This window comes from Spiroplasma endosymbiont of Lasioglossum villosulum (genome assembly GCF_964020195.1).
In the GTDB taxonomy this organism is placed as follows: domain Bacteria; phylum Bacillota_I; class Bacilli_A; order Mycoplasmatales; family VBWQ01; genus Spiroplasma_E; species Spiroplasma_E ixodetis_A.
The window spans coordinates 648,635-669,762 of sequence record NZ_OZ026539.1; the positions used below are offsets into that span (position 1 = coordinate 648,635).

The window sequence follows — 21,128 nt, forward strand, 5'->3', positions numbered from 1 at the left end:
AATATAAAAAAATATTGTAACTTATAGTATAATTTAATACGAAAGGGGTTAATTCATTGTGGCACGTCGTAAAAAGTGAGAAAAAGAAGACAAAGAAAAAATATGAAACTATTCTATTCAAAAAATGGAGAAATATTTTAAAGGATTATCTGAATTTTGAACATTGAATGTGCAAGCTCCTTGTCCATGATGTTGTTTGCCAATGATAAAAGGTGCTTATCAAGGTGAACAACCAACTTCAGCATTTGCTTGAAATATTGATCACATTGATGGTGATCCAAATAATAATAGTTTAGAAAATTTACAACCAATGCATGTTGAATGTAATATTAAAAAAAATTAATCATAAATTAAAAATTCAATGACTATTTAATTCAATCATTGAATTTTTAATTTAATTTTTATCTTAATTAAGAAAAATTATTTTGAAAATTATTTTACTATTAGTGTTCTTTTTAATTAAAAATATTCAATCTTTTTTTAAAAAGAATATTGTCTTTTTTTATAATAAGTGTAATATTATTTTTAAGGACAGAGTATTTCTTTCCTTATAATTTTAATAGGTGTATAGCAAAATTTATATGATTATTAAAATTATTAATATTAAAATATAAAAACTAAATTTAATTGGTTTAGTTTAAACCTTAGTTTTATTTTATTAAAACTAAGGTTTAAACTATTTTAATATTTTTTCCTATTTTAATATTTTAGTTAAAAATAGCAAGTTAAAGCGTTAAGCTATATTTTTCACTTTAGATTATTTAAAAAATAATGCTAGGAAAGGATTGTTAAAATGAAATATAAAATAAATAGTAATAGCCCGAGTAAAGATATGGTTAATCAGGATAAACATAAAAAAATAAAAACAGGATCTAATTCAATATATACAATTAATGTTAAAAAAAATAAGAAGAAAAGAATCTTATTATTTTCGTTGTATTTATTAGCATTTGGTTCTACAACAGTTACTACAATATTACTCTTACATACTACTGCTGCTTTCAATAATTCTGAATTTAATCCTAATTCTAATAATAAATTATGAGATGATTATTATCAAAAACATCATCGTAACTCTGAACCTATTAGTTTAGATTCTACTATTGCTTATTTTAGTAAATCAACAAATATTATTAATTTTAATGTTATTGAAAATGCTGCTGATAATGGTAATATTGATTTTACAAATGTTTTAAGTAGTATTGATAATAATTTACAAAAAACTGATCCTAAAATTGAAAGTGATATTGATAATGATAATTCAAATTTATTACCAATTAATTTTTTCTTAAATGCTAATTATAATCCAGCAGTTAAGTTTACTGTTGGTAAGGATAAAAAACCGATAACTAATACTTCTTTTATTTTGCCAAAGAACTTTAATGAGTCTAAAAGTTATGTTTTAAATTTAACAACTAATGATCAAGCATCAATTTTTGGTATTGAAAATACTAACATTAATATCGAAATTAATATTAATATTATAAATCAAGTTGCAATTAATATTGCTAGTTTACAAGTTAACTTTCCTGATAAAATTATTAATATTACTAATCCTGAAAATGCTACTATTGATTCAATAAAAGATAAATGATTAATTCCAACAATTCAAGATCAATTTGCAACAACTTTAAGTAAAGCATTAAATGTACCCAAAAAAGAAATTAAACCTAGTTATTACAAAATTGAATTTCAAAATGGTTCAGAATCACAAAACTTTACTAAAAGTGTTCCTGTTCAATTTTCAATTACATCTTTAGATAATAATCCTTGAAACTTTACAGGAAAAAAAGATGATTGCACTATAAATGTTAAAAATGATATTGCTGATTTAAGTAGTATGAAAGAATTAACTAATGAAATTGAAGCACAATATAATAATGATAAAGATAATAAAAACTTTCAAATTACTTTAGATAATCAAAAAGATAAAAATGGTAACTATATTAATGCTGATGTTAGTTTATCAGAAGATAATCTTAAATTTATTAATGATCAAATTATTAAAGGTGTTCAAACAATTTGTCAAAATTATTTCCAAAAAAATTATTCAGATCTTAATATTGAAGATAGTGATTATACAATATCAACAAATTTAAAAGTTGGTGATAATATCTTTAATAATAAATTAGGTAAAAATATTGAAATAAAAATAACTGCTAGTCCTAATGATCATAAATTAACAAAAAGTTTAGATAGCATTAAGGCAATTGTTCATGGTCATAATAAAAATAATATTACTGGTAATTATTCTTCACCAAAAGATTTTGCATTAAAAGGTATTTGATTAAAAGATGGTCAAGATGCAGATATTTTACAAGAAGGTCAACATTTTTATGAACAAGATAATTTATTAGGTAATTGAATTACTAATAAAGATAGTTTATTAAATACAATTAATAACAATTCTTATCGTCCAGTTGAGAATGCATTTACTGGACAGTTCACTATGAATTATTTATTAGATGGTGACACAAAACCAAGTGGTATGTCAGTTGATATTAGTAAAGATATTAAAGGTGGTAAGGTAAATAATTTCTGAGATTTAATTATTCAAACAAAAAGTATTTTTCTAGAAACCGATGTTGCAGTAACAACAAAATCGGGTTGAGAGTTAAATAATGTAAAACTAGTATTTACTGACAGCGAAACACAACCAACTAAAGATAATACACTTTATACTCTTGATTTATCAGAAAGATTTGCTGGCAAAACTATTAGTGATCGTGCTACTTTAACATTCCCTGATTTTAATTTTAATTTTAATTACCAGTTAGTAAGTTAAAAAAAAGGAAAAACTAATATGAAACAATTACTAATCATTTTAAGTACATTAACAACATTAACTTTAACAAGTAGTAGTATTATTAATACTATTGATGATACTAATACTACTATTAATAAATTATTAGCAAATAAATCATCAATAAGTAATTCTGTAACTTCATTATTTAATAATCAATATGGTTATTTAAATGATAGTGATATAATAACTAATCAATCAATAACTGATCATAAGTTTTATAGTTATGACACATCAGCTTTAAAAAGTTATACTTTTGCTAATGCAAGAGATGTTTTTTTAGTAAATAATGAAGGAACTTTAATTTATAATCCTGATGTTATTATTCCTGCTGATCAAAAATTAAATATTGAAAATACGATGCAAGAAATGATTAGTCATAAAAAAATAACTACAGTTAAAGCAAATTACAATTCTTATAGTAATAGTCAGTATTCATCTACCGATTTTAGTGGTGATAATACTGATTGACAATATATTCAATTTGGTGGTATTAATAAACATATTGATATTTCCCAACAAGCAGGTGCTGATAAAGTTGAACATAGCAATAGTTTAAGTGAAACATCAGGTTTATATTATATTGCAAAAGCAGTAATTGAAAATAAGATTAGTCAGTCAGTTGCTATTAATTTGGGAATATATTTTATAGCACAAAGTAGTTTAAAAGGAAAAATTAATAATGACTTAATTACTAAAATTATTGATTTAATTATTAATAATAAATATGTTTATAATTTTATGTTAAATATGCCATTTTCAAATGATGATACGAGTTATGCCATTAGTTATATTTTTGATCATAATAATAATATTATTGAGTTAAATTATAATCATTATAGTTACGAAAAAAGTAATACAAGTAATTTTGAAACTCATGTTAGTCCTGGTCCTTTTGCTTCAGTTGATTATACAGGTGATATTTATATTAATTATCAAGATTTATATTATTTAATTAATAATCAAAATAATTGAGATGTAATTTATAAGTGTTTTACTAATGGAAACTTATTTGATTATAGTAATATGGAGCATGAAATTGGTGATAATTGAACTTTTAAAAATTTTTGAAATTCTATATTTAAAGATAATTTAACAAAATTTTTAAATAATGTGGGTGTTAATGGAATAATAATTCATATTGACTGTTATGGTACAGATATATGACATCCTTCATTAGTTGATAAATTTTATATTAAAAGTATTTCTCAATGAAATTAAATACTTACATACTAAATTTACTTTTTAAAATGAGCATTTTATTAATCTTCTTAAATAAAATTAATAAAGTGTTATATTTAGTATAGATTAGACAGATATTTTTTATAAAATAATTTTTAGTAAACTTAAAACGAAAGGAGAATGTAACATGAAACAATTACTAATGACATTAAGTACATTAACAACATTAACTTTAACAAGTAATAGTATTATTAATACTATTGATGTTGCTAACACTACTGTTAATAAACTATTAACAAATAAATTATCAATAAGTGATTCTGTAACTTCATTATTTAATAATCAATATGGTTATTTAAGTAATAGTGATTGAATTACTAATCAAATAGATAATAACTATTATAGTTATGATACTAGTCATGCTAATTATTTATTAAGTGATGGTAAGACATCAGCACGAACATTATTTACTGTTGATAATAAAGGTGAATTAGTTTATAAAAAGGATGCTGTAATACCACCAAAAGATAAAGTCGAAGTTGATGCTACTAAACAAGAAATGATTACTCATAAAAAAATTACCACAGTTAAAGATAAATATAATCTATATAGTAAAAGTGAATATTCTCATACATATTTTAGTGGTGATAATACTGATTGACAATATATTCAATTTGGTGGAGTTGAAAAACATATTGATATTTCACAACAAGCAGGTGCTGATAAAGTTGAACATAGCAATAGTTTAAGTGAAGCATTAAGTTTATATTATATTGCAAAAGCAGCAAAAAATAATTTAATTGATAATGCTATTGCTAATAAAATAGGTCAATATTTTATGACGCAAAGTAGTTTAAAAGGACAAATTAATGATAATTTAATTAGTAACAATAATAATATTTTTAATTTTATATATAGTGCACCAATGAATGTAAATGATAAAAATTATTCAATTAATTATATTTTTGATAAAGATAATAATTTAATTGAAGTTTATTATACTGAATTGGGCGGTTGTCAAAGTTACGAAATAATTAATTATTATATTAGTAACTTATTTCCAAAAATGAATTATTTGAAAAATAATGAAAAATTAGACAAAATTACTCTCTTTAACCCTTAAATTTATATTCGACGTATTTTAAAAAATATACATTTAAAAAAAATAAAAATTATTCTCAAAGTTATTAAGGAAAAGACAAGAAATAATCTTGTCTTTTTTTGTAATTGTAAAATTTTAAAATTTTTAATAAACCTCTTTAACGCTATTATCAACACGTGTTAGGGAATTAAAAAAGTGAACTACAACACAGTTGTTAAAAATAGTAGCTAGCATGTGGACTTGCATGAATAAATAAAAAGTGGAGTGATACCTAATAAAATATACTAACCATTTAATGGTAATCCTTGGGGTGGGAGCGGATTGGAAACTAGTATATATAGACCTGTTGTAGGGACCTATTGTATTAATTCTATTCTTTATTTAACCAGCCTTGCCACTCCCCAGTGAGCAAGTGTTGGTTTTATTTTTTATTTTTTTTGAAAAATTTTTGAGCCCAGAATTTCTGGAATGAATAAAACGAATAGTAGTATTAATAATCTAAACATCAAAATATATGTTCTTTATGCTAGAAGCAACAGAACATATTAGGAAAGGAATTTCAACTCATAATGAAAAAGTATTTTTGTTGAACATGTAAACAAAATAAATTAGATTATTTATTCTTTAATACTAATGATATAAAAACAAGAAAATATTTTTTAAGAGATAAAAATGGTAAAGCAATTTGTTATGACTGTATTTTAAATGTTAGGTTAAGTAGGAGGTATAAATATGGATAAAGAATATTTAACTAAAATAGGAACGATTTGCATACCAAACAGTGATGATATTGAATTTAAAATAGGACTAATTAAACTGATTGATGATTTAAAAAAAGATAATTTAGTTTGTGGTCATAAAGAATTTATTGAAGAATGCAAATATTGCTGAAGTAATTGTGATTTAGAAATTATCAAAACAGTTGTTAGAGGTTAATTTGATTAATGCAATATGACTTAATTATTGGAATTGACCCCGCTGGAATTGGTAATAATGGAATTGTTATATATTCACATGAAACTAATAATATTGTTTTTAATGAAACATTTAATACATTAACTGTTTTATGAACTAAAAATATGTATAAAGAAAAATTTCAATTAATTAAAGAAAAATTTATTGATAAAAAAATATTAGTTATTGTAGAAAATTTCTTTTTAAGTTCAAAGCAATTATTAACTAATCCATTAGCAACTCCTAAAATTATTGGTGCATTAATGGTATTAGTACAAGATGTTTTTAACTGAGATTATTTCGAAAATCATCCAAAAAATAAAAGTAAAATAGAAGATTATAAAGGAAATATAAAATTTACAAAACATGAACAAGATGCTTATAAACATATTCAATATTATTTGGGCGCATCACTTTAACCCTTAGATTCATAATTGGATAACAAAGAACAAAGATTAAATTTATAAAAACTTTAGGAGGAAATAAAAAATGTCTAGATTATATATTATTGAAGAATTAATGGAAAGAACACAAGCTGATAGAATGGCACCTGGTTTTTATTGTGTATTTGATGGTAAGAATGCATTATATAATATTTCACATTTACACGATAAATTTGGTGGAGATGTAGATTTATGTGGTTCTTGCTTAAGAAAATATGATAAAGGTCAAATAAAAATTTAATTTTAAAGTTAAAACTTAATAAAACTCTCGTAGATTATTTTAGTACCATTATCATTGTTACTTAATTGATGATATGATCATAAAGATGCAAAAAATCAAGTTGGAAATAAAAAAATTAAATTAGTTGTTAATAATTCTTCATCATTAAATAAAAAAACTACTACTGATGAAAATTAAACATTATATTTTAGGTGTCCTTTTTTATTAATATTTTCTAATAAAAATAGAGTACTTTAAAGAATATTATATATTATTTTTTCAAAAAAACTTAATTTATAAAATAAAAAACATAAAAAAGTAAAAGAAGAAAATGACTTATGTATTAAAAAAATTATTAATAATGTTACTATAACATATTTTGCTAGTTAAGGGGCTATGCTTTCAATTAATACTCATGTTTCTAATAATAAATTAATTAAAATTTCTTTTGTAATAACCATGAAACATTTTCAAAATTGGAAGGAGTAAGTGGTGTAATTTAAGTAATAACTAGCGAACAAAAAGGCAATGTTTATTATGTGTAGAAATATATGATATATTCATATAGTTTAAAGATAATTTTATGATGTATTGTTAGCTGTTTAATAGTAAAAATAAAAGTACTTTAATTATTAATCAAAGTGGAAAATTTTCTTAGCCCACACTTTATATATAATTTGATAAAATAGACTTAGAAAATATTAGAGTTAGGAGTAGAAAATGAAGAAAATTATTTTAAATCCAAATATTTGTGCTGATGAGATTGAACTTACTATTAAAAAACAAGGATGAGAAATTATTGATAAAAAATATGATTTTTATCAACCATACGTTAGTATTTTTGATAATTTAAATTATGAAGCAAAAGTAGATTTGTATATTGCTTTTAAAACTGCAGGTAACTTTGTTCATAAGGTATATTGCTATTTTTTAGAATTTGATACAAATAATATTTTTAAAATATCAGAAATTAAATCACCAGAACATCCTAAGGGACAAATGACAACACGAGTTGCTGATTTTAAGTATTATAAAACTACTGGTAATCTAGGTTTTACTCCTTATAAAAGCCCAATATCTGGTCAACCATATAACTTAAGTCATAATTATCACAGTTTTTTTAATTCATTAATTGAATCAGAAGCAAGAAATGAATTAAACTATGTTTGTATTTTATTAAAATATGATAATCATGCTCGAAGCAAGAAAAGACTTCGATATTTTGTTAATTCGTATAAAAAGTTTATTAAATCATTTCTTTTTAAATTTGAAAAATTTGAAATTAGAAAAACACGTGCTTTATTAAGAGCAGAAATATTAAAAGGACAAAAAAAGAAAAAAGTTACCAAGCCCGCAAAGCGAAACGTTATTAAACCTAATAATACTGAAACCGTTATTATTGAAGGTAATTTAAAAACTATTTTTGATCATAAAAATATGACTGTTAAAGTTATTAAAGAAACAGATAATATAGAAAAATCTACTTTAGAATCTAAAAATAAACTTAAAAATAGTAATCAAAAAAATAAAAAATAAATGTTGATAAACCTTCACTTAAAATTGTTAAAGAAGTGTTATAATTATTTATAAAAGGGAGGAAATATTTATTATGCTACTAAGTTTTATTTTATATACAACTTCATTTGAATCCGAACACTTAGATTCTTTTTTAGCAAAGATTTTTGTAAATAAAAAAACTAATTTTGAAGTTGTTGTTGTTGATGATGGCATTAACAATGAAAATTTGGAGATATTTAGTAAATATTTTAAATTATATCCACAAAATTTAAAAATGATTACTAATTATCAAGTATCAGGTATTGCCATTAGTCGTAATCTTGGTCTTAAATATATTTCCGGACAATATGTAGTTATTTTAAATCCAACTGAAATTCTTAGCGTTAATTTTGTTGAAACAGTTAATAAAATTTTAGATAATAATAAAGATTTAGATTGTATTGAATATTGTGTTCGTTATGAATTTGATATAAATAATGTTTTTCATTCAACAATTAGAACTGAAGTTAATAAATTATATAATTTAAATACAACACAAGGAAAAATAGTCTTTGCTTTAACAACACCAGTTTTAACAACAAAAATCATGAAAGTTAATATTATTAATGAATATAATTTACAATTTCGTAAAGAAATCCAATTTGATAGTTTATTTTTATACTCATTTTTAGCACATTGTAAAACATATTATGCAATTAATGAAACATTATTAACGTCTAAAAATAACACATTGGAAAATGATAATATTTTTGAACTAATGCATCAATGAATACATATTTTAAACTATTATAATAATTATAAAATTAAAAAAGTTTTATATGAAGAGTTGGAATATGCTTTTGTTAGATACTATCTATATACTCTTTTAAGATTTATTAGTATTTCTAAAAAACCTGCATTAATTGAAAAAACATATAATCGTGTCAAAGAAATTATTGAATTTAAATTTAAAAATTTTAAAAAAAATTCTTATTTTAATACTATTAATCCAAATGATAAATTTACCACTTATGCTCCTGATCTAAGTACTTATTTTAAGAAATATTTTAAAGATAATAATATTAGAGATGATTCAAAATATTGAGAGTAAAAAAATGAATATTAAAAAATTAGATACAACCGAAACATATATAATAGCTAAAACATGAAAACGTATTATTGCACGTATTTTTGATATGATTTTTGTTAGTTTAATCCCATTAATAATTGGATTAGCAATCCATTATTTAGATAATAAAGGTAATCAAGAATCATGACAATTAATAATTATTTTTATTATTAATATAATTATTGTTATTATATATTTTGTTATTATCCCATGAAAATGTAAGGGTCAAACTTTAGGAAAATTAATTTTTCAAATAAGATTAGTAAATGAAAAAAATCAAGATTTAAAGTTAAAACATTTTTTTTATCGTGAACTATTTTTAGTTTTTATTCCTTTATTATTAACCACTTCAATAATTCTTTTTATGAAATTGACTTTTAATGAAAACATTGCTACTATTAATAGTAATAGTACTTTAAATTCTTGATTAAATATTCTTATTCGTTCTGTAGTTAGTTTTGATTTTGCTTGGTATTGTGGGATTATGATCGTCACTAAAATTGATAAATATCATCAGCTATTCTTTGATCGTAATCATAAAACTTTTGTCATTAACAAGAAACCGCTTGCAACTAATAAACGGAAGATATTAACTAACGTTAATGATCCACATATTCATTTAGTTTATTCTCAACCAGGAAATATTAATGATGACGAATTAGAAAATATAAATAGTCTTTAATAGTATATACTCTTACTAACTTAAGGATAAATAACATGGATAAAACAAAACTTTTAGAAAATCTAAATGAACAACAACTACAAGCAATTATTAATGTTGATGGCCCATATCGTATTATTGCGGGGGTTGGAGTTGGAAAGACGCGGGTTATAACATATAAAATTGCTTACTTAATTAATGTAATTAAAATTGCTAGTGAAAAAATATTGGCATTAACTTTTACTAATAAAGCAGCACGCGAAATGAAAGAACGAATAATGCAACTTTTAAATGATATTAACATTAATGTTAATATTGTTACTTATCATGCATTATGTGCCAAAATATTAAGAAGAGATATTCATCATTTAAATATTAATAATAATTTTAATATTATTGATCAAGAAGATCAACGAAAAATATTAAAAGATATTTTTCAAAAAGAATTTTCACATAAAGTTGAATTGCAGGAGTTAAGATTATTAAGTTCTAATATTTCTAACTGAAAAAATAATTATCTTTCTCAAGATGAATTATTAGCTGATTATCAAAATCAAGATGAGTGAATTTTACGTATCAAAGTTTTTGAATCGTATAAAAAATATCAATTTATTAATTCATGTTTAGATTTTGATGATTTATTATTATTAGTTGAACGTCTATTTAAAGAATTTCCACATATTTTAACAAAATGAGAAAAGAAATTTGATTTTATTTTAGTTGATGAATTTCAAGACACTAATGATATTCAATATAATATTTTATTATCACTTGCTAAAAATCATAAAAATATTACTGTAGTTGGTGATCCCGATCAAACTATTTATAGTTGAAGAGGAGCAAATATTAATTTAATATTGAATTTTACTAAACAATTTCCTAATACACAAACATTTATTTTAAATCAAAATTATCGTTCAACAACTAAGATTTTAAATACAGCTAATAGTTTAATTAAAAATAATGTTCAACGTATTGAAAAAGAACTGTTTACTAAAAATGATCTTGGTAATGATATTGTTATGTATCATGCTAGTAGTAGTGATCAAGAAGCACATTGAGTTGCAACAACTGTTAAAAAAATTCATTTAAAATATCATTTAGATTTGAATAAAATTGCTATTCTTTATCGTAATAATTATTTATCAAAAGATTTAGAACAAGCTTTGATTAATAATAATATAAATTATAAAATTTTTGGTGGTTATAAATTTTTTGAACGTAAAGAAATTAAAGATATTTTGGCATATTTAAAAATTATTGTTTGAAATGATAATATATCAATGATTAGAATTTTAAATGCAACACCTAAAATTGGACCAAAAGCTATTGATAACTTATTATTACTTGCTAATGAACAATCACTAACTTTAAATGAATACTTATTTAAATTTCAGTATGGATTACCAAAAAATTATCGTCAACATTTACAACCTTTAATTAATTTAATTAATGAGATGCAAACTAATATCAAAGATGTTACTTCTTTACATAACATGGTTGAAAATTTATTAAATAAAACTAATTATTTAAAAAAACTAGAAGATAATCTTGAAAAAGAAAGAATTGAAAATGTTCAACAATTATTAGAACAATTGCTTGAATATGATAGTAGTAATAATGAATTACAAGGCGAAGAATTATTAACGTCATTTTTACAAGAAGTAAGTTTATATACTGATTTAGATGAAAATAGTACTAATAAAGCCGTTAATTTAATGACAATTCACAGTGCTAAAGGTTTAGAATTTGATGTTGTTTTTATAGTTGGCATTAATGAAGGTATTTTGCCTGGAATAGGTAAATCTAGTATAGAAAACTTAGATAAAATTGAAGAAGAACGACGACTTTTTTATGTTTCAATTACTAGGGCAAAAAAATGATTATTTTTATCTAGTGCCAGTGGATATTCATATATCTTGGATCGTATGAAACAACCATCTCGTTTCTTAAAAGATTTAGATCTTAAATATTTAAAAATCATTAATAACGAACATCAAGAAATGGCAGCAACTTATCAAAATCGTAATCATTCTAAATTTAATTACTATAAAGCTGATAATAAAGATAAGGTTGAAATAACTAATAATTGAAATGTTGGAGATATAATTATTCATGAAATTTTTGGCAAAGGTATTATTACTAAATTAATTGGTGATAAAATTCAAGTTGCTTTTCATAAAAATCATGGTGGTATTAGAATTATTAGTTCTAATCATAGTGCTATTAAAAAATTTGTATAAATTTATTTTTATTAAAAATGTCTATTTTTTGGACATTTTTAAGTATTTTTAATTAATTTCTTATAAAAAAGTACTTTTTTATAAGAAATTTTTTATTACATGCTGAGTTATACTTGTAAGTGCAAGTAAATAAAATTGCAAAAAATTCTCATATAAAAATTTCATAATGCTAAATTTAGTTTAGAAAAAAGTAAGGAGTTTTTATATGAGTTATAAACATCTTGGCATAGATGAAAGGATTTATATTGAGAATCAATTGAAATTTAAATTTAAAATTAGTGAAATAGCTAAAAATCTTAATCGAAGTATTAGTACTATTATTCGAGAAATTAATAGAAATAAAGATAATAATCATTATTTTTCATTAATTGCACAAAATAAAGCTGAAAATCGAAAACAATCACATATTAGTTTTCATAAGTTTAAAAATAAGAATTTAGTAAAATATGTACAACAAAAATTACTATTAGGTTGATCACCTGAACAAATTTATGGCAGAATTAAAAATTTTCATAAAGAGTGAGTTATTAGTTTTAAAACAATTTATACTTGAATTTATTTTGGAATGCTTGATAAAGTTACTAGTAAAAATTTAAGAAGAAAAGGTAAAAAACGAAAATCTAAAGAAAATCGTGGCAAGTTTAATGGTAAATCAATTAAAGAACGAGATATAAATGTTAATGATCGTATAACACTTGGTCATTGAGAAGGAGATACTATAGTATCATCACGAGGTAAAAGCAAATCATGTTTAATAACTTTAGTTGAAAGAGTATCACGATTTACTTTAGCAATATTAGTTAAAAACAGAACTACTAAAGTTATTAATAAAAATGTTAGTTATTATTTATCAATTCTTCCTAAAAACATTGTTAAAACTATTACTTTTGATCGTGGCAAAGAATTTTCAAATTGACAACAACTTGAAAAAAATTTAGATATAAAAATTTATTTTGCCAATCCATATTCACCTTGACAAAGAGGTACTAATGAAAATACTAATGGTTTAATTAGAGAAAAATTTCCTAAAAAATTTATTTTTTCAAAAACTAATAAAAATGAAGTTCATAAATTTATATTGTCTTTAAACCAAAGACCAAGAAAAATACTAAATTATCTTTCACCAATCGAATATTTGGATAGAAAAATAATTTAGTTGCACTTACCTTTACAATTTAGCACATATTAATTTTTTCAAGTATAAAATTAGAATTAAGATTTATTTTAATTTAATTTTCCTAATAATATTTTAAAATTGGTGCTAAATTGCCAATTATTTTTTATTTTGAAATAACTTTAGAAAAATTAATATTTTAATAAATCTTATTATTTTAATGAAAGGAAAAAAAAGTAATTATGATAAAAATAAATTTAGAAACGTGAAAAGGTTTAATTCGTAATTGAATTGAAGTTAACCCTAATCGTGATGGTCAATCAGTTACTAATAAAGTTAAACAACATGCTAACTATTTATTCCAACCTTATTATGATGGAGGATTATGAATAGGAACAACTCCTAGAGACTTAATTAATGGTAAAGAAATTATATTACATGATGGTAAAAAAGTTTTTAATAAAATAAAAGATTTAAAATCTATTACTTTGGCTTTTGTTCAGCAAGCAATTGCAATTAAAGATAAGTTAGAATTAACTATTGCTGGACAGTCTTTGGGCGCCGGATATGATTATTGAGTAGAAAATAAATTGAAACCAGAAGTACTTAAACCTTTAGTAAAGAATGATGGTTTTAATAATATTGTTGTTGCTTATGGCGGTGCTGCTTCAGCTGTTGGTTATAATCCATGAGATGTTGCATATACGCTATCTAATAAAGATATTAATAAAGCAGTAGCAATGCTACAACCAGCTTTGATTGAGTATCAAGAACGCATTACTAAATTTGCAGGTTTTGAAACTAAAGATATGCCATTAAATTTAGACTTAGATATTGAAGGGATAAACTTTGATAGTGATCATATTAATGGAATGAAGGTTTTATTTACTACATTAACAAAAATGAAAAGAAATAATCAAAATTGAAACTTTAGTGTTACATTACCAGTAATGCCAACAGGGCTAGTTGGTAGAGATATTGAGAATGTTATTAAAATAGCTTTAGAAATATATCAAAAAGCAGATTTAAAAGTTGAAGATTTATTTACAATTAACATTATGGCTATGGATTATGGTGAAATTGTTGGACAAGAAGTAATTGATAAAGGTTTAACTTTTTTTGATATTGCTAAACAAGCAATTAAAAGTACTGCTAACCAATATTTTGAATTAATAAAACAATATTTTCCAAAATCTAATTTATTACTTACTGATGTTTATCAAAAACTAGGTATTACACCAATGATTGGTATTAATGATGTAAATAATAACTATTTTACTTTAGAAGATGCTAAAGATTTATATAATTGAGCACAAACAAATAAATTAGCAAACATTAGAATATGATCATTAAATCGTGATAGTAATGGTAAGATAGATGAAGTTTGAGGAACAAATAATCACGGATTAAAATATTTAAATGAAGGTGATTTTTCAAATGTTTTTACTGGTAATTGAACTTATTGAGTAAAAAGTCCAGTTCGTAAAGTTTAATGTTTTTTTTGATAATTATTATAAAAAATATCAAAATTTAAATAAGAAGAAATTAAGATTTTTTTACTCATTATTTAAGGAAAATTAAAAGTAAAATAATTAGTAATTCTTTATATAACAAATTATATTATTATAATTTGTTATATTTTATTGTTTAATTTGCTAATCACTTTAAAACTACTTTTGTTCTAATATCATAAAATTTGATAATTAAAAAATAAAAATATTTTTTTAAGTTATAATTAAAAATAATTTATTTTTTGAAAGGAATTACTAATTGAATGTTTAATTTAAAAAAATTAAAATTTTGATCAAAATCATCTCGTGTTAATAATGAAAAAATTAGTCTTAATGAATTAATATGAATTGGTTTTAACTATACTTGTGGTATTGCATTTCCAATGGCATTAATTGGCATTTATTATTGAAATAATGGTGGCGTTGGTTTACATATGCTATGAGTTATTTTATTATGTGCTTTAATTGCTGCGGGAACTGCACTTGCTTTTACTAAATGTAGTCGTGTTTATCATGACACTAATGGTGGCGCTTATGTTTATGTTCGTGGTGTTTTTGGTCGTTTTTGAGGTTGAATAATTGGTTTTATTCAATATATTACTTTACCTTCAACAATTATTGTAACTATTATTTCTATGTTTCGAGTGAATTTAGATCAATTATCAATTTTTGATTGAGCTCCTGAACGATGATCAAGTTTAATTATTAATAGTATTGGTATTTTTATTTATGCTGCTGCTAGTTGCATGTATTTTGGAATGAAGGGATTTCGTTGATTTGTTAATATTTCTGGTATTATTAAATGAGGTTCTGCTTTGTTTTTAATTGTTTGTGCTATTATTTTGGTAGTAACTAATAAAGGTTTAGCATTTTCAGAAGCGGCTGAAGGAACAAAAAACATTAATTTAACTTTACCAAAAATTAATAATGCATTTAGTGGATTCTTCTATTTTTTTATTGGTTTTGAAACTTTTATTGTTGTTGGAAAAAATGTTAAAAATCCAACTAAAAACTTTGGTAAAGGTATTTTAATAGTTTTATTATTATCAATTATTTTTTATTTAGCTGTATCAGTATTAATATTTGGTGCCATTACTATTGACGGTACAAATGGCCAAAATGGTTGATCTGGAGCTACTAATGAATATAATCCAAATAATGTTATATCAGGAATTGCTGGTATTACTGGTATGATTGTACTAGTTGTTTTTACTTTATCATTGAAATTAAATGGTGCTATGCAAAATTCTTTATATTCTGGTGGTATGATTCAACCATTAGCCAAAGAAGGATATATTACTGAAAAATTAGCCAAATTAAATAAAGAAAATATTGCAATGCGTGCTAATACAGCTAATTTAATTATTACTATTATTGCTTGTATTATTATGTTAATAATCCCAGATTTAATTGGTGCACCTTTTGATTTTAATACAGTACTAGGATTTTCTACTAACATTACTATTGCTGTATATATTTTTGTATTAGCTGCCACATGTGTTATGGGTTATCGTAAACAAATTAAAATTAAAATTTGAGAATGAATTATTTTTGTTGCTTGTGGTTTATTTTTGCTTAGTCAGTTTGTTGTTTTTAATTATGGTATGGTTAATGACATGATTAATAAAAGAGGCGAAGTATTAATAGCTGTTATTATTGAGTTCTTAATGTTTTGAATGTTTATTGCAATTGCTGTTATTTGATATTTTATTTATTATCAACCAAAATTAAAAATACGCTTAGCATCAAATTTAGATTATCAAAATCAATTAGATCAAGAATTCATACCAATGACTGAAGAAGAAGCAATAAAATATTTACTTAATGAACCCGAAACAGAATTAGAACGAATTAAAATTCATGAAAATGAAGCCAGATCAGTTACAACTTAATTTCTTTAAATTATATTTTAACTTTTAAGAGTAATCATTAATAAATGATTACTCTTTTTCATATGCTCTTATCATTAATATCAATATTTTTAATTATATTTTAAAGAAATTAAAATCTATCATAAAATAATTATTACTGTAATCTATTTTATTTTTTGTTAAAAAATGATTTAATTACTATTATATTTGGAGGAAAAAAATGATAAATACACAAGTATTGATTTTAGATTGTGGAAGTCAATATACACAATTATTAGCAAGAAGAGTAAGAGAAGCAAATGTTTATACTGAAGTTTTATCTTTTAATATTAGTTATCAAAAAATAAAAACATATCCCAACTTAAAAGCAATTATTTTATCTGGTGGACCATCAAGTGTTTATTTACAAAATGCTTATAAAATTGATCAAGCGATTTTTAATTTACCAGTTGCCATTTTAGGCGTTTGTTATGGCATGCAATTATTAACAAATCATTTTAAAGGGAAAGTAGAATTGGCAGATGAACAAGAATTTGGAAAATCAATTTTATATCTTGATCAACCAAATAATAAATTATTTAAAAAAGTTGCTAATCAATCAAAAGTATGAATGAGTCATGCTGATCATGTAACAAAAATTCCAAAAGATTTTATACAAATAGCTCATTCTGATTCTTCAATTTCAGCAATTGCACATTTGACTAAACCAATTTATGGTATCCAATTTCATGCTGAAGTTACCCATTCAGAATTTGGTAAGCAAATAATTGAAAATTTTTTATTTACAATAGCAAGTTGCACGAAAGATTGAAGTTTAGATGATTTTATTAGTAATCAAATTTCAGAAATTAAAGATAAAATCCAAGATAAACAAGTTATTTTAGGTTTAAGTGGTGGAGTTGATTCTTCAGTTGCCGCTGCCATTATTTCTAAGGCAATTGGTAAACAGTTAACTTGCATTTTTGTTGATACAGGTTTATTGAGAAAAAATGAAGCAATTGATGTGATGGAAATTTATAAACAAAATTTTAAACTTAATATTGAAATGATTGATGCAAGTAAACATTTTTTTACTGCCTTAAAAGGTGTTAAAAATGCTGAAGAAAAAAGAAAAATTATTGGTAAACAATTTATTGATGTATTTACAACAGCAGCAAGAAAATTTAAAACGGCTGATTTTTTAGCACAAGGAACAATTTATCCAGATATTATTGAATCTTCAAGTAAACATGCAAGTTCAAAAACAATTAAAACTCATCATAATGTTGGTGGTTTACTTGATGATTTACAATTTAAATTGTTAGAACCATTAAAAGCCTTATTTAAAGATGAAGTAAGAGAAATTGGTTTAAAACTTGGGTTACCTGAAACATTAATTAATCGTCATCCTTTCCCTGGTCCTGGATTAGGAGTTAGAGTTATAGAAGAAGTAACAAAAGAAAAATGTTTAATTTTACAAGAAGTTGATCATATTTTTATTACCAAATTGAAAGAAAAAAATATATATAATCAAGTATCACAAGCATTTGCCACTTTGCTACCAGTTAAAACTGTGGGCGTAATGGGTGATAATCGTACTTATGATTATGTTATTAGTTTAAGAAGCGTTAATACAATTGACTTTATGACAGCAACAAGTTCACATTTACCATGAGAATTTCTAGATGAAGTTGCAAATGAGATTATTAATAAAGTAGATGGTGTTAATAGAGTAGTTTATGATATTACATCAAAGCCACCAGGTACTATAGAATGGGAGTAAACTATGAATAAAGATTTAAATCAAAAAATAATATGTGAAGGAATTACTTTTGATGATGTATTATTAGTTCCAGGATATTCAGAAGTTTTACCAAATCAAGTTTCTTTAAAAACTAAATTAACAAATAAAATTGAATTAAATATTCCAATTTTATCTGCTGCTATGGATACAGTTACTGAATCTGATCTAGCAATTGCCATGGCAAGAGTTGGTGGTATTGGCATTATTCATAAAAATTTATCAATTGCTGAACAAGCTTTAGAAGTACAAAAAGTGAAAAGAAATGAGTCAGGTTTTATTACTGATCCAATTACTATTGGTGTTCAAACTTTAATTAGTGAAGCAAAATCAATTATGAGTACTTATCGAATTTCTGGATTGCCTGTTGTAAATGAAGAAAATCAACTAATTGGAATTGTTACTAATCGTGATTTGAAATATCTTGATAATGATAATGCATTAGTTAAAAATATTATGACTACCAAAAATTTAATTGTTGGTGATAAAACAACAACAATCGAACAAGCAAAACAAGTTATGTTAAAAAATAAAATTGAAAAACTACCAATTGTTGGTTCAAATAATAAATTGATTGGTTTAATTACAACAAAAGATATTGATAAAGCTATTGATTATCCAAATGCTTGTAAAGATGATCAAGGACGATTAAGAGTTGGTGCTGCTGTTGGTGTTGGTGAAGACACTTTAGCAAGAGTTGAGGCATTAGTTAAAGCAAAAGTTGATGTATTAGTTGTTGATTCAGCACATGGTCATAGTTTAGGGATTTTAAAAACAGTTAAAATAATTCGTAAAACTTATCCAAAATTAGATATTATTGTTGGAAATATTTGTACTGCAGTTGGAGCACAAGCACTTTATGAAGTTGGCGCAAATTGTATTAAAGTTGGTGTTGGTCCTGGTAGCATTTGTACTACTAGAATAATAGCAGGAGTTGGTGTGCCACAAATTACTGTTATTAATGATGTTTATAATTGAGCAAAAAATAAAAACGTAACTGTCATTGCTGATGGTGGTATTAAATATTCTGGTGATATTGTAAAAGCAATTGCTGCTGGTAGCAATTGTGTAATGTTAGGTAGCATTTTAGCCGGAACAGAAGAATCACCAGGTGAGGAAATTATTGTCAATGGTAAAAAATATAAAAATTATGTTGGTATGGGTTCATTAGTTGCCATGAAACGTGGTAGTAGTGATCGTTATTTTCAAAAAGGAATTAAAAAATTAGTGCCAGAAGGAATTGAAGCACGCGTTCCTTTTAAAGGAAAAGTACAAGATGTTGTTTTTCAATTAGTTGGTGGTATTAGAAGTGGTATGGGTTATGTTGGTGCTAAAAATATTTTATCTTTAATCCAAGATTCTAAATTTGTAAAAATTTCAAGTGCTGGTTTAAGAGAATCACATCCTCATGATGTTGAACTAACAAAAGAAGCACCAAATTATAATAAATAAAAAATTTGTATATTTAAAAAAACTAAGTTTTAATAAAACTTGGTTTTTAATTTTAATTAATATTTAATTTTTTTATTAATAACAATTTCATCGTTTTGTTGTACGTTATGACGTTTAATTGTAATTTCTTTGTTAGTTTTATTTATAGAAATTTCAGAATAACCACCAAAAAGTGCAGTACCACTTAAAACATCATAAATTGTTTTTTTACCAACATTAACTGTAATTATTTTTTCATCATATTTGGTTGGCACAAAATGTTGATGTCCAGTTAACATTAAAATAACATTATATTTTGCTAAAATTGCATTTTCAAATTCAGTTCTTTGTTCTTTACTTCATCATTCTTGATCAATTGAAAAATCATCATATCCATAATGAAAAGCTAAAACAATTGGCATATTACTCAAACCAACATTTATTTCTAAATCTTTTTGTAATTCAGTTAATGCTGGCCCAGGATCACTTCTTCCAAAATTTCAACCTGAAGTATCTTTATTAATTGGCGCTAAACTGCATTGAACAAAATGTATACCCAATCAATTTCAAGAATATACAGGAACTTCATTTTTTGAAGTATAATAGAGTAAATGAGCTGCTGTCATAGCATTTTGTTTAACAATATTTTGGTTAAGTCAAGTTTGGTTAACTTTACAAGTAGTATCAGAATCATGGTTACCAAAACCTGTTAAAAGATGATTAGAGATTGATGCTAACATTAATTTATAAGAAAATAAATTCCCTGTATATTTAACATAACCTGTTAAATCACCAGAAATAATAACACCTCTATTATTATTTTCTGGTAAATGTTTAGCAAGGACACTAATTGTTTTGTTACTAACTGATTGAGGATATCCAGCATGAATATCTGCTGTAGCTAAAAAATTAATTTCATCATTACTTTTTATTGTGTTTGTTAAACTTGAATTAATATTATAAGAAAAATTACTATTGGTCATTGATAAAGTATTACTTATTGCAAGTAGTAATAATATTTTTTTCATATCTTTTTCCGCTCCATATTAATTATAAACTTACACTTATTGCTGGATTTAATACTAATGGTGGTTCTACTTCATTATTATTTATTGAATTTATTTGTGTTTGTGATAGTAAAGGTGTTGTTTCATCAATTTCTCTACTATTTGTTTGTCTTCTATTTT

At 23.5% G+C, this 21,128-nt stretch carries 19 protein-coding genes; 18 read left to right on the plus strand and 1 reads right to left on the minus strand.

Going from position 1 to position 21,128, the window contains the following annotated elements; genetic code table 4:
• The first annotated feature begins 58 nt into the window (after nt 1–58).
• The 18 genes from AACK81_RS03730 to guaB all read left to right on the plus strand — a co-directional run bounded on the left by AACK81_RS03730 (nt 59) and on the right by guaB (nt 19,962).
• The gene (locus AACK81_RS03730) at nt 59–343 is read left to right on the plus strand and encodes an HNH endonuclease signature motif containing protein (RefSeq protein WP_252319983.1); all 285 of its coding nucleotides are present in this window, start codon (nt 59–61) and stop codon (nt 341–343) included.
• Between the two features lie 450 nt (nt 344–793).
• Nucleotides 794–2,785, plus strand: a complete 1,992-nt coding sequence (locus AACK81_RS03735; protein WP_338962782.1) for a hypothetical protein — start codon at nt 794–796, stop codon at nt 2,783–2,785.
• A gap of 18 nt (nt 2,786–2,803) precedes the next feature.
• The gene (locus tag AACK81_RS03740) at nt 2,804–4,024 is read left to right on the plus strand and encodes a hypothetical protein (protein WP_338962785.1); all 1,221 of its coding nucleotides are present in this window, start codon (nt 2,804–2,806) and stop codon (nt 4,022–4,024) included.
• Nucleotides 4,025–4,172: 148 nt separating this feature from the next.
• Nucleotides 4,173–5,108, plus strand: coding sequence for a hypothetical protein (locus AACK81_RS03745; RefSeq protein WP_338962788.1), 936 nt, complete (start codon nt 4,173–4,175; stop codon nt 5,106–5,108).
• 548 nt (nt 5,109–5,656) lie between these two features.
• A complete protein-coding gene (locus tag AACK81_RS03750; protein ID WP_338962790.1) occupies nt 5,657–5,827 on the plus strand; it encodes a hypothetical protein in 171 nt (56 codons plus the stop codon).
• Entirely contained in the window at nt 5,820–6,023 is a 204-nt protein-coding gene (locus AACK81_RS03755; protein WP_338962793.1) for a hypothetical protein, read from the plus strand. Before AACK81_RS03750 ends, AACK81_RS03755 begins: the two co-directional genes overlap by 8 nt.
• An 8-nt stretch (nt 6,024–6,031) precedes the next feature.
• Nucleotides 6,032–6,460: a hypothetical protein gene (locus AACK81_RS03760; RefSeq protein WP_338962796.1), complete on the plus strand. Its 429-nt coding sequence runs from the start codon at nt 6,032–6,034 to the stop codon at nt 6,458–6,460.
• A 70-nt stretch (nt 6,461–6,530) separates the two neighbouring features.
• On the plus strand, nt 6,531–6,725 hold the full coding sequence (locus AACK81_RS03765) for a hypothetical protein (RefSeq protein ID WP_338961352.1): 195 nt from the start codon (nt 6,531–6,533) through the stop codon (nt 6,723–6,725).
• A 54-nt stretch (nt 6,726–6,779) separates the two neighbouring features.
• Complete coding sequence (locus AACK81_RS03770) at nt 6,780–6,902, plus strand: hypothetical protein (protein ID WP_338962798.1); 123 nt, start codon at nt 6,780–6,782, stop codon at nt 6,900–6,902.
• Nucleotides 6,903–7,424: 522 nt separating this feature from the next.
• Nucleotides 7,425–8,240, plus strand: coding sequence for a hypothetical protein (locus AACK81_RS03775; RefSeq protein WP_338962800.1), 816 nt, complete (start codon nt 7,425–7,427; stop codon nt 8,238–8,240).
• A gap of 73 nt (nt 8,241–8,313) precedes the next feature.
• On the plus strand, nt 8,314–9,312 hold the full coding sequence (locus tag AACK81_RS03780) for a glycosyltransferase family 2 protein (protein ID WP_338962803.1): 999 nt from the start codon (nt 8,314–8,316) through the stop codon (nt 9,310–9,312).
• Between the two features lie 4 nt (nt 9,313–9,316).
• Complete coding sequence (locus AACK81_RS03785) at nt 9,317–10,012, plus strand: RDD family protein (protein ID WP_338962805.1); 696 nt, start codon at nt 9,317–9,319, stop codon at nt 10,010–10,012.
• Nucleotides 10,013–10,047: 35 nt separating this feature from the next.
• Nucleotides 10,048–12,234, plus strand: coding sequence for an ATP-dependent helicase (locus AACK81_RS03790; RefSeq protein WP_338962808.1), 2,187 nt, complete (start codon nt 10,048–10,050; stop codon nt 12,232–12,234).
• 205 nt (nt 12,235–12,439) lie between these two features.
• A complete protein-coding gene (locus AACK81_RS03795; RefSeq protein WP_338960236.1) occupies nt 12,440–13,390 on the plus strand; it encodes an IS30 family transposase in 951 nt (316 codons plus the stop codon).
• Nucleotides 13,391–13,590: 200 nt separating this feature from the next.
• The gene (locus tag AACK81_RS03800; protein WP_338962810.1) at nt 13,591–14,841 is read left to right on the plus strand and encodes a hypothetical protein; all 1,251 of its coding nucleotides are present in this window, start codon (nt 13,591–13,593) and stop codon (nt 14,839–14,841) included.
• Between the two features lie 281 nt (nt 14,842–15,122).
• Nucleotides 15,123–16,751 (plus strand): APC family permease, encoded by a 1,629-nt coding sequence (locus AACK81_RS03805; RefSeq protein ID WP_338962813.1) that lies wholly within the window; start codon nt 15,123–15,125, stop codon nt 16,749–16,751.
• A gap of 199 nt (nt 16,752–16,950) precedes the next feature.
• Entirely contained in the window at nt 16,951–18,492 is a 1,542-nt protein-coding gene (gene guaA, locus AACK81_RS03810; protein ID WP_338962815.1) for a glutamine-hydrolyzing GMP synthase, read from the plus strand.
• A gap of 3 nt (nt 18,493–18,495) precedes the next feature.
• Nucleotides 18,496–19,962 carry an IMP dehydrogenase gene (gene guaB, locus AACK81_RS03815; protein ID WP_338962817.1) on the plus strand — a complete coding sequence of 489 codons (1,467 nt, stop codon included), beginning with the start codon at nt 18,496–18,498 and terminating at the stop codon, nt 19,960–19,962.
• Between the two features lie 56 nt (nt 19,963–20,018).
• On the opposite strand, the gene AACK81_RS03820 is transcribed toward guaB, so the two are convergent.
• Nucleotides 20,019–20,969, minus strand: a complete 951-nt coding sequence (locus AACK81_RS03820; protein WP_338962820.1) for a metallophosphoesterase — start codon at nt 20,967–20,969, stop codon at nt 20,019–20,021.
• Between the last annotated feature and the right edge of the window lie 159 nt (nt 20,970–21,128).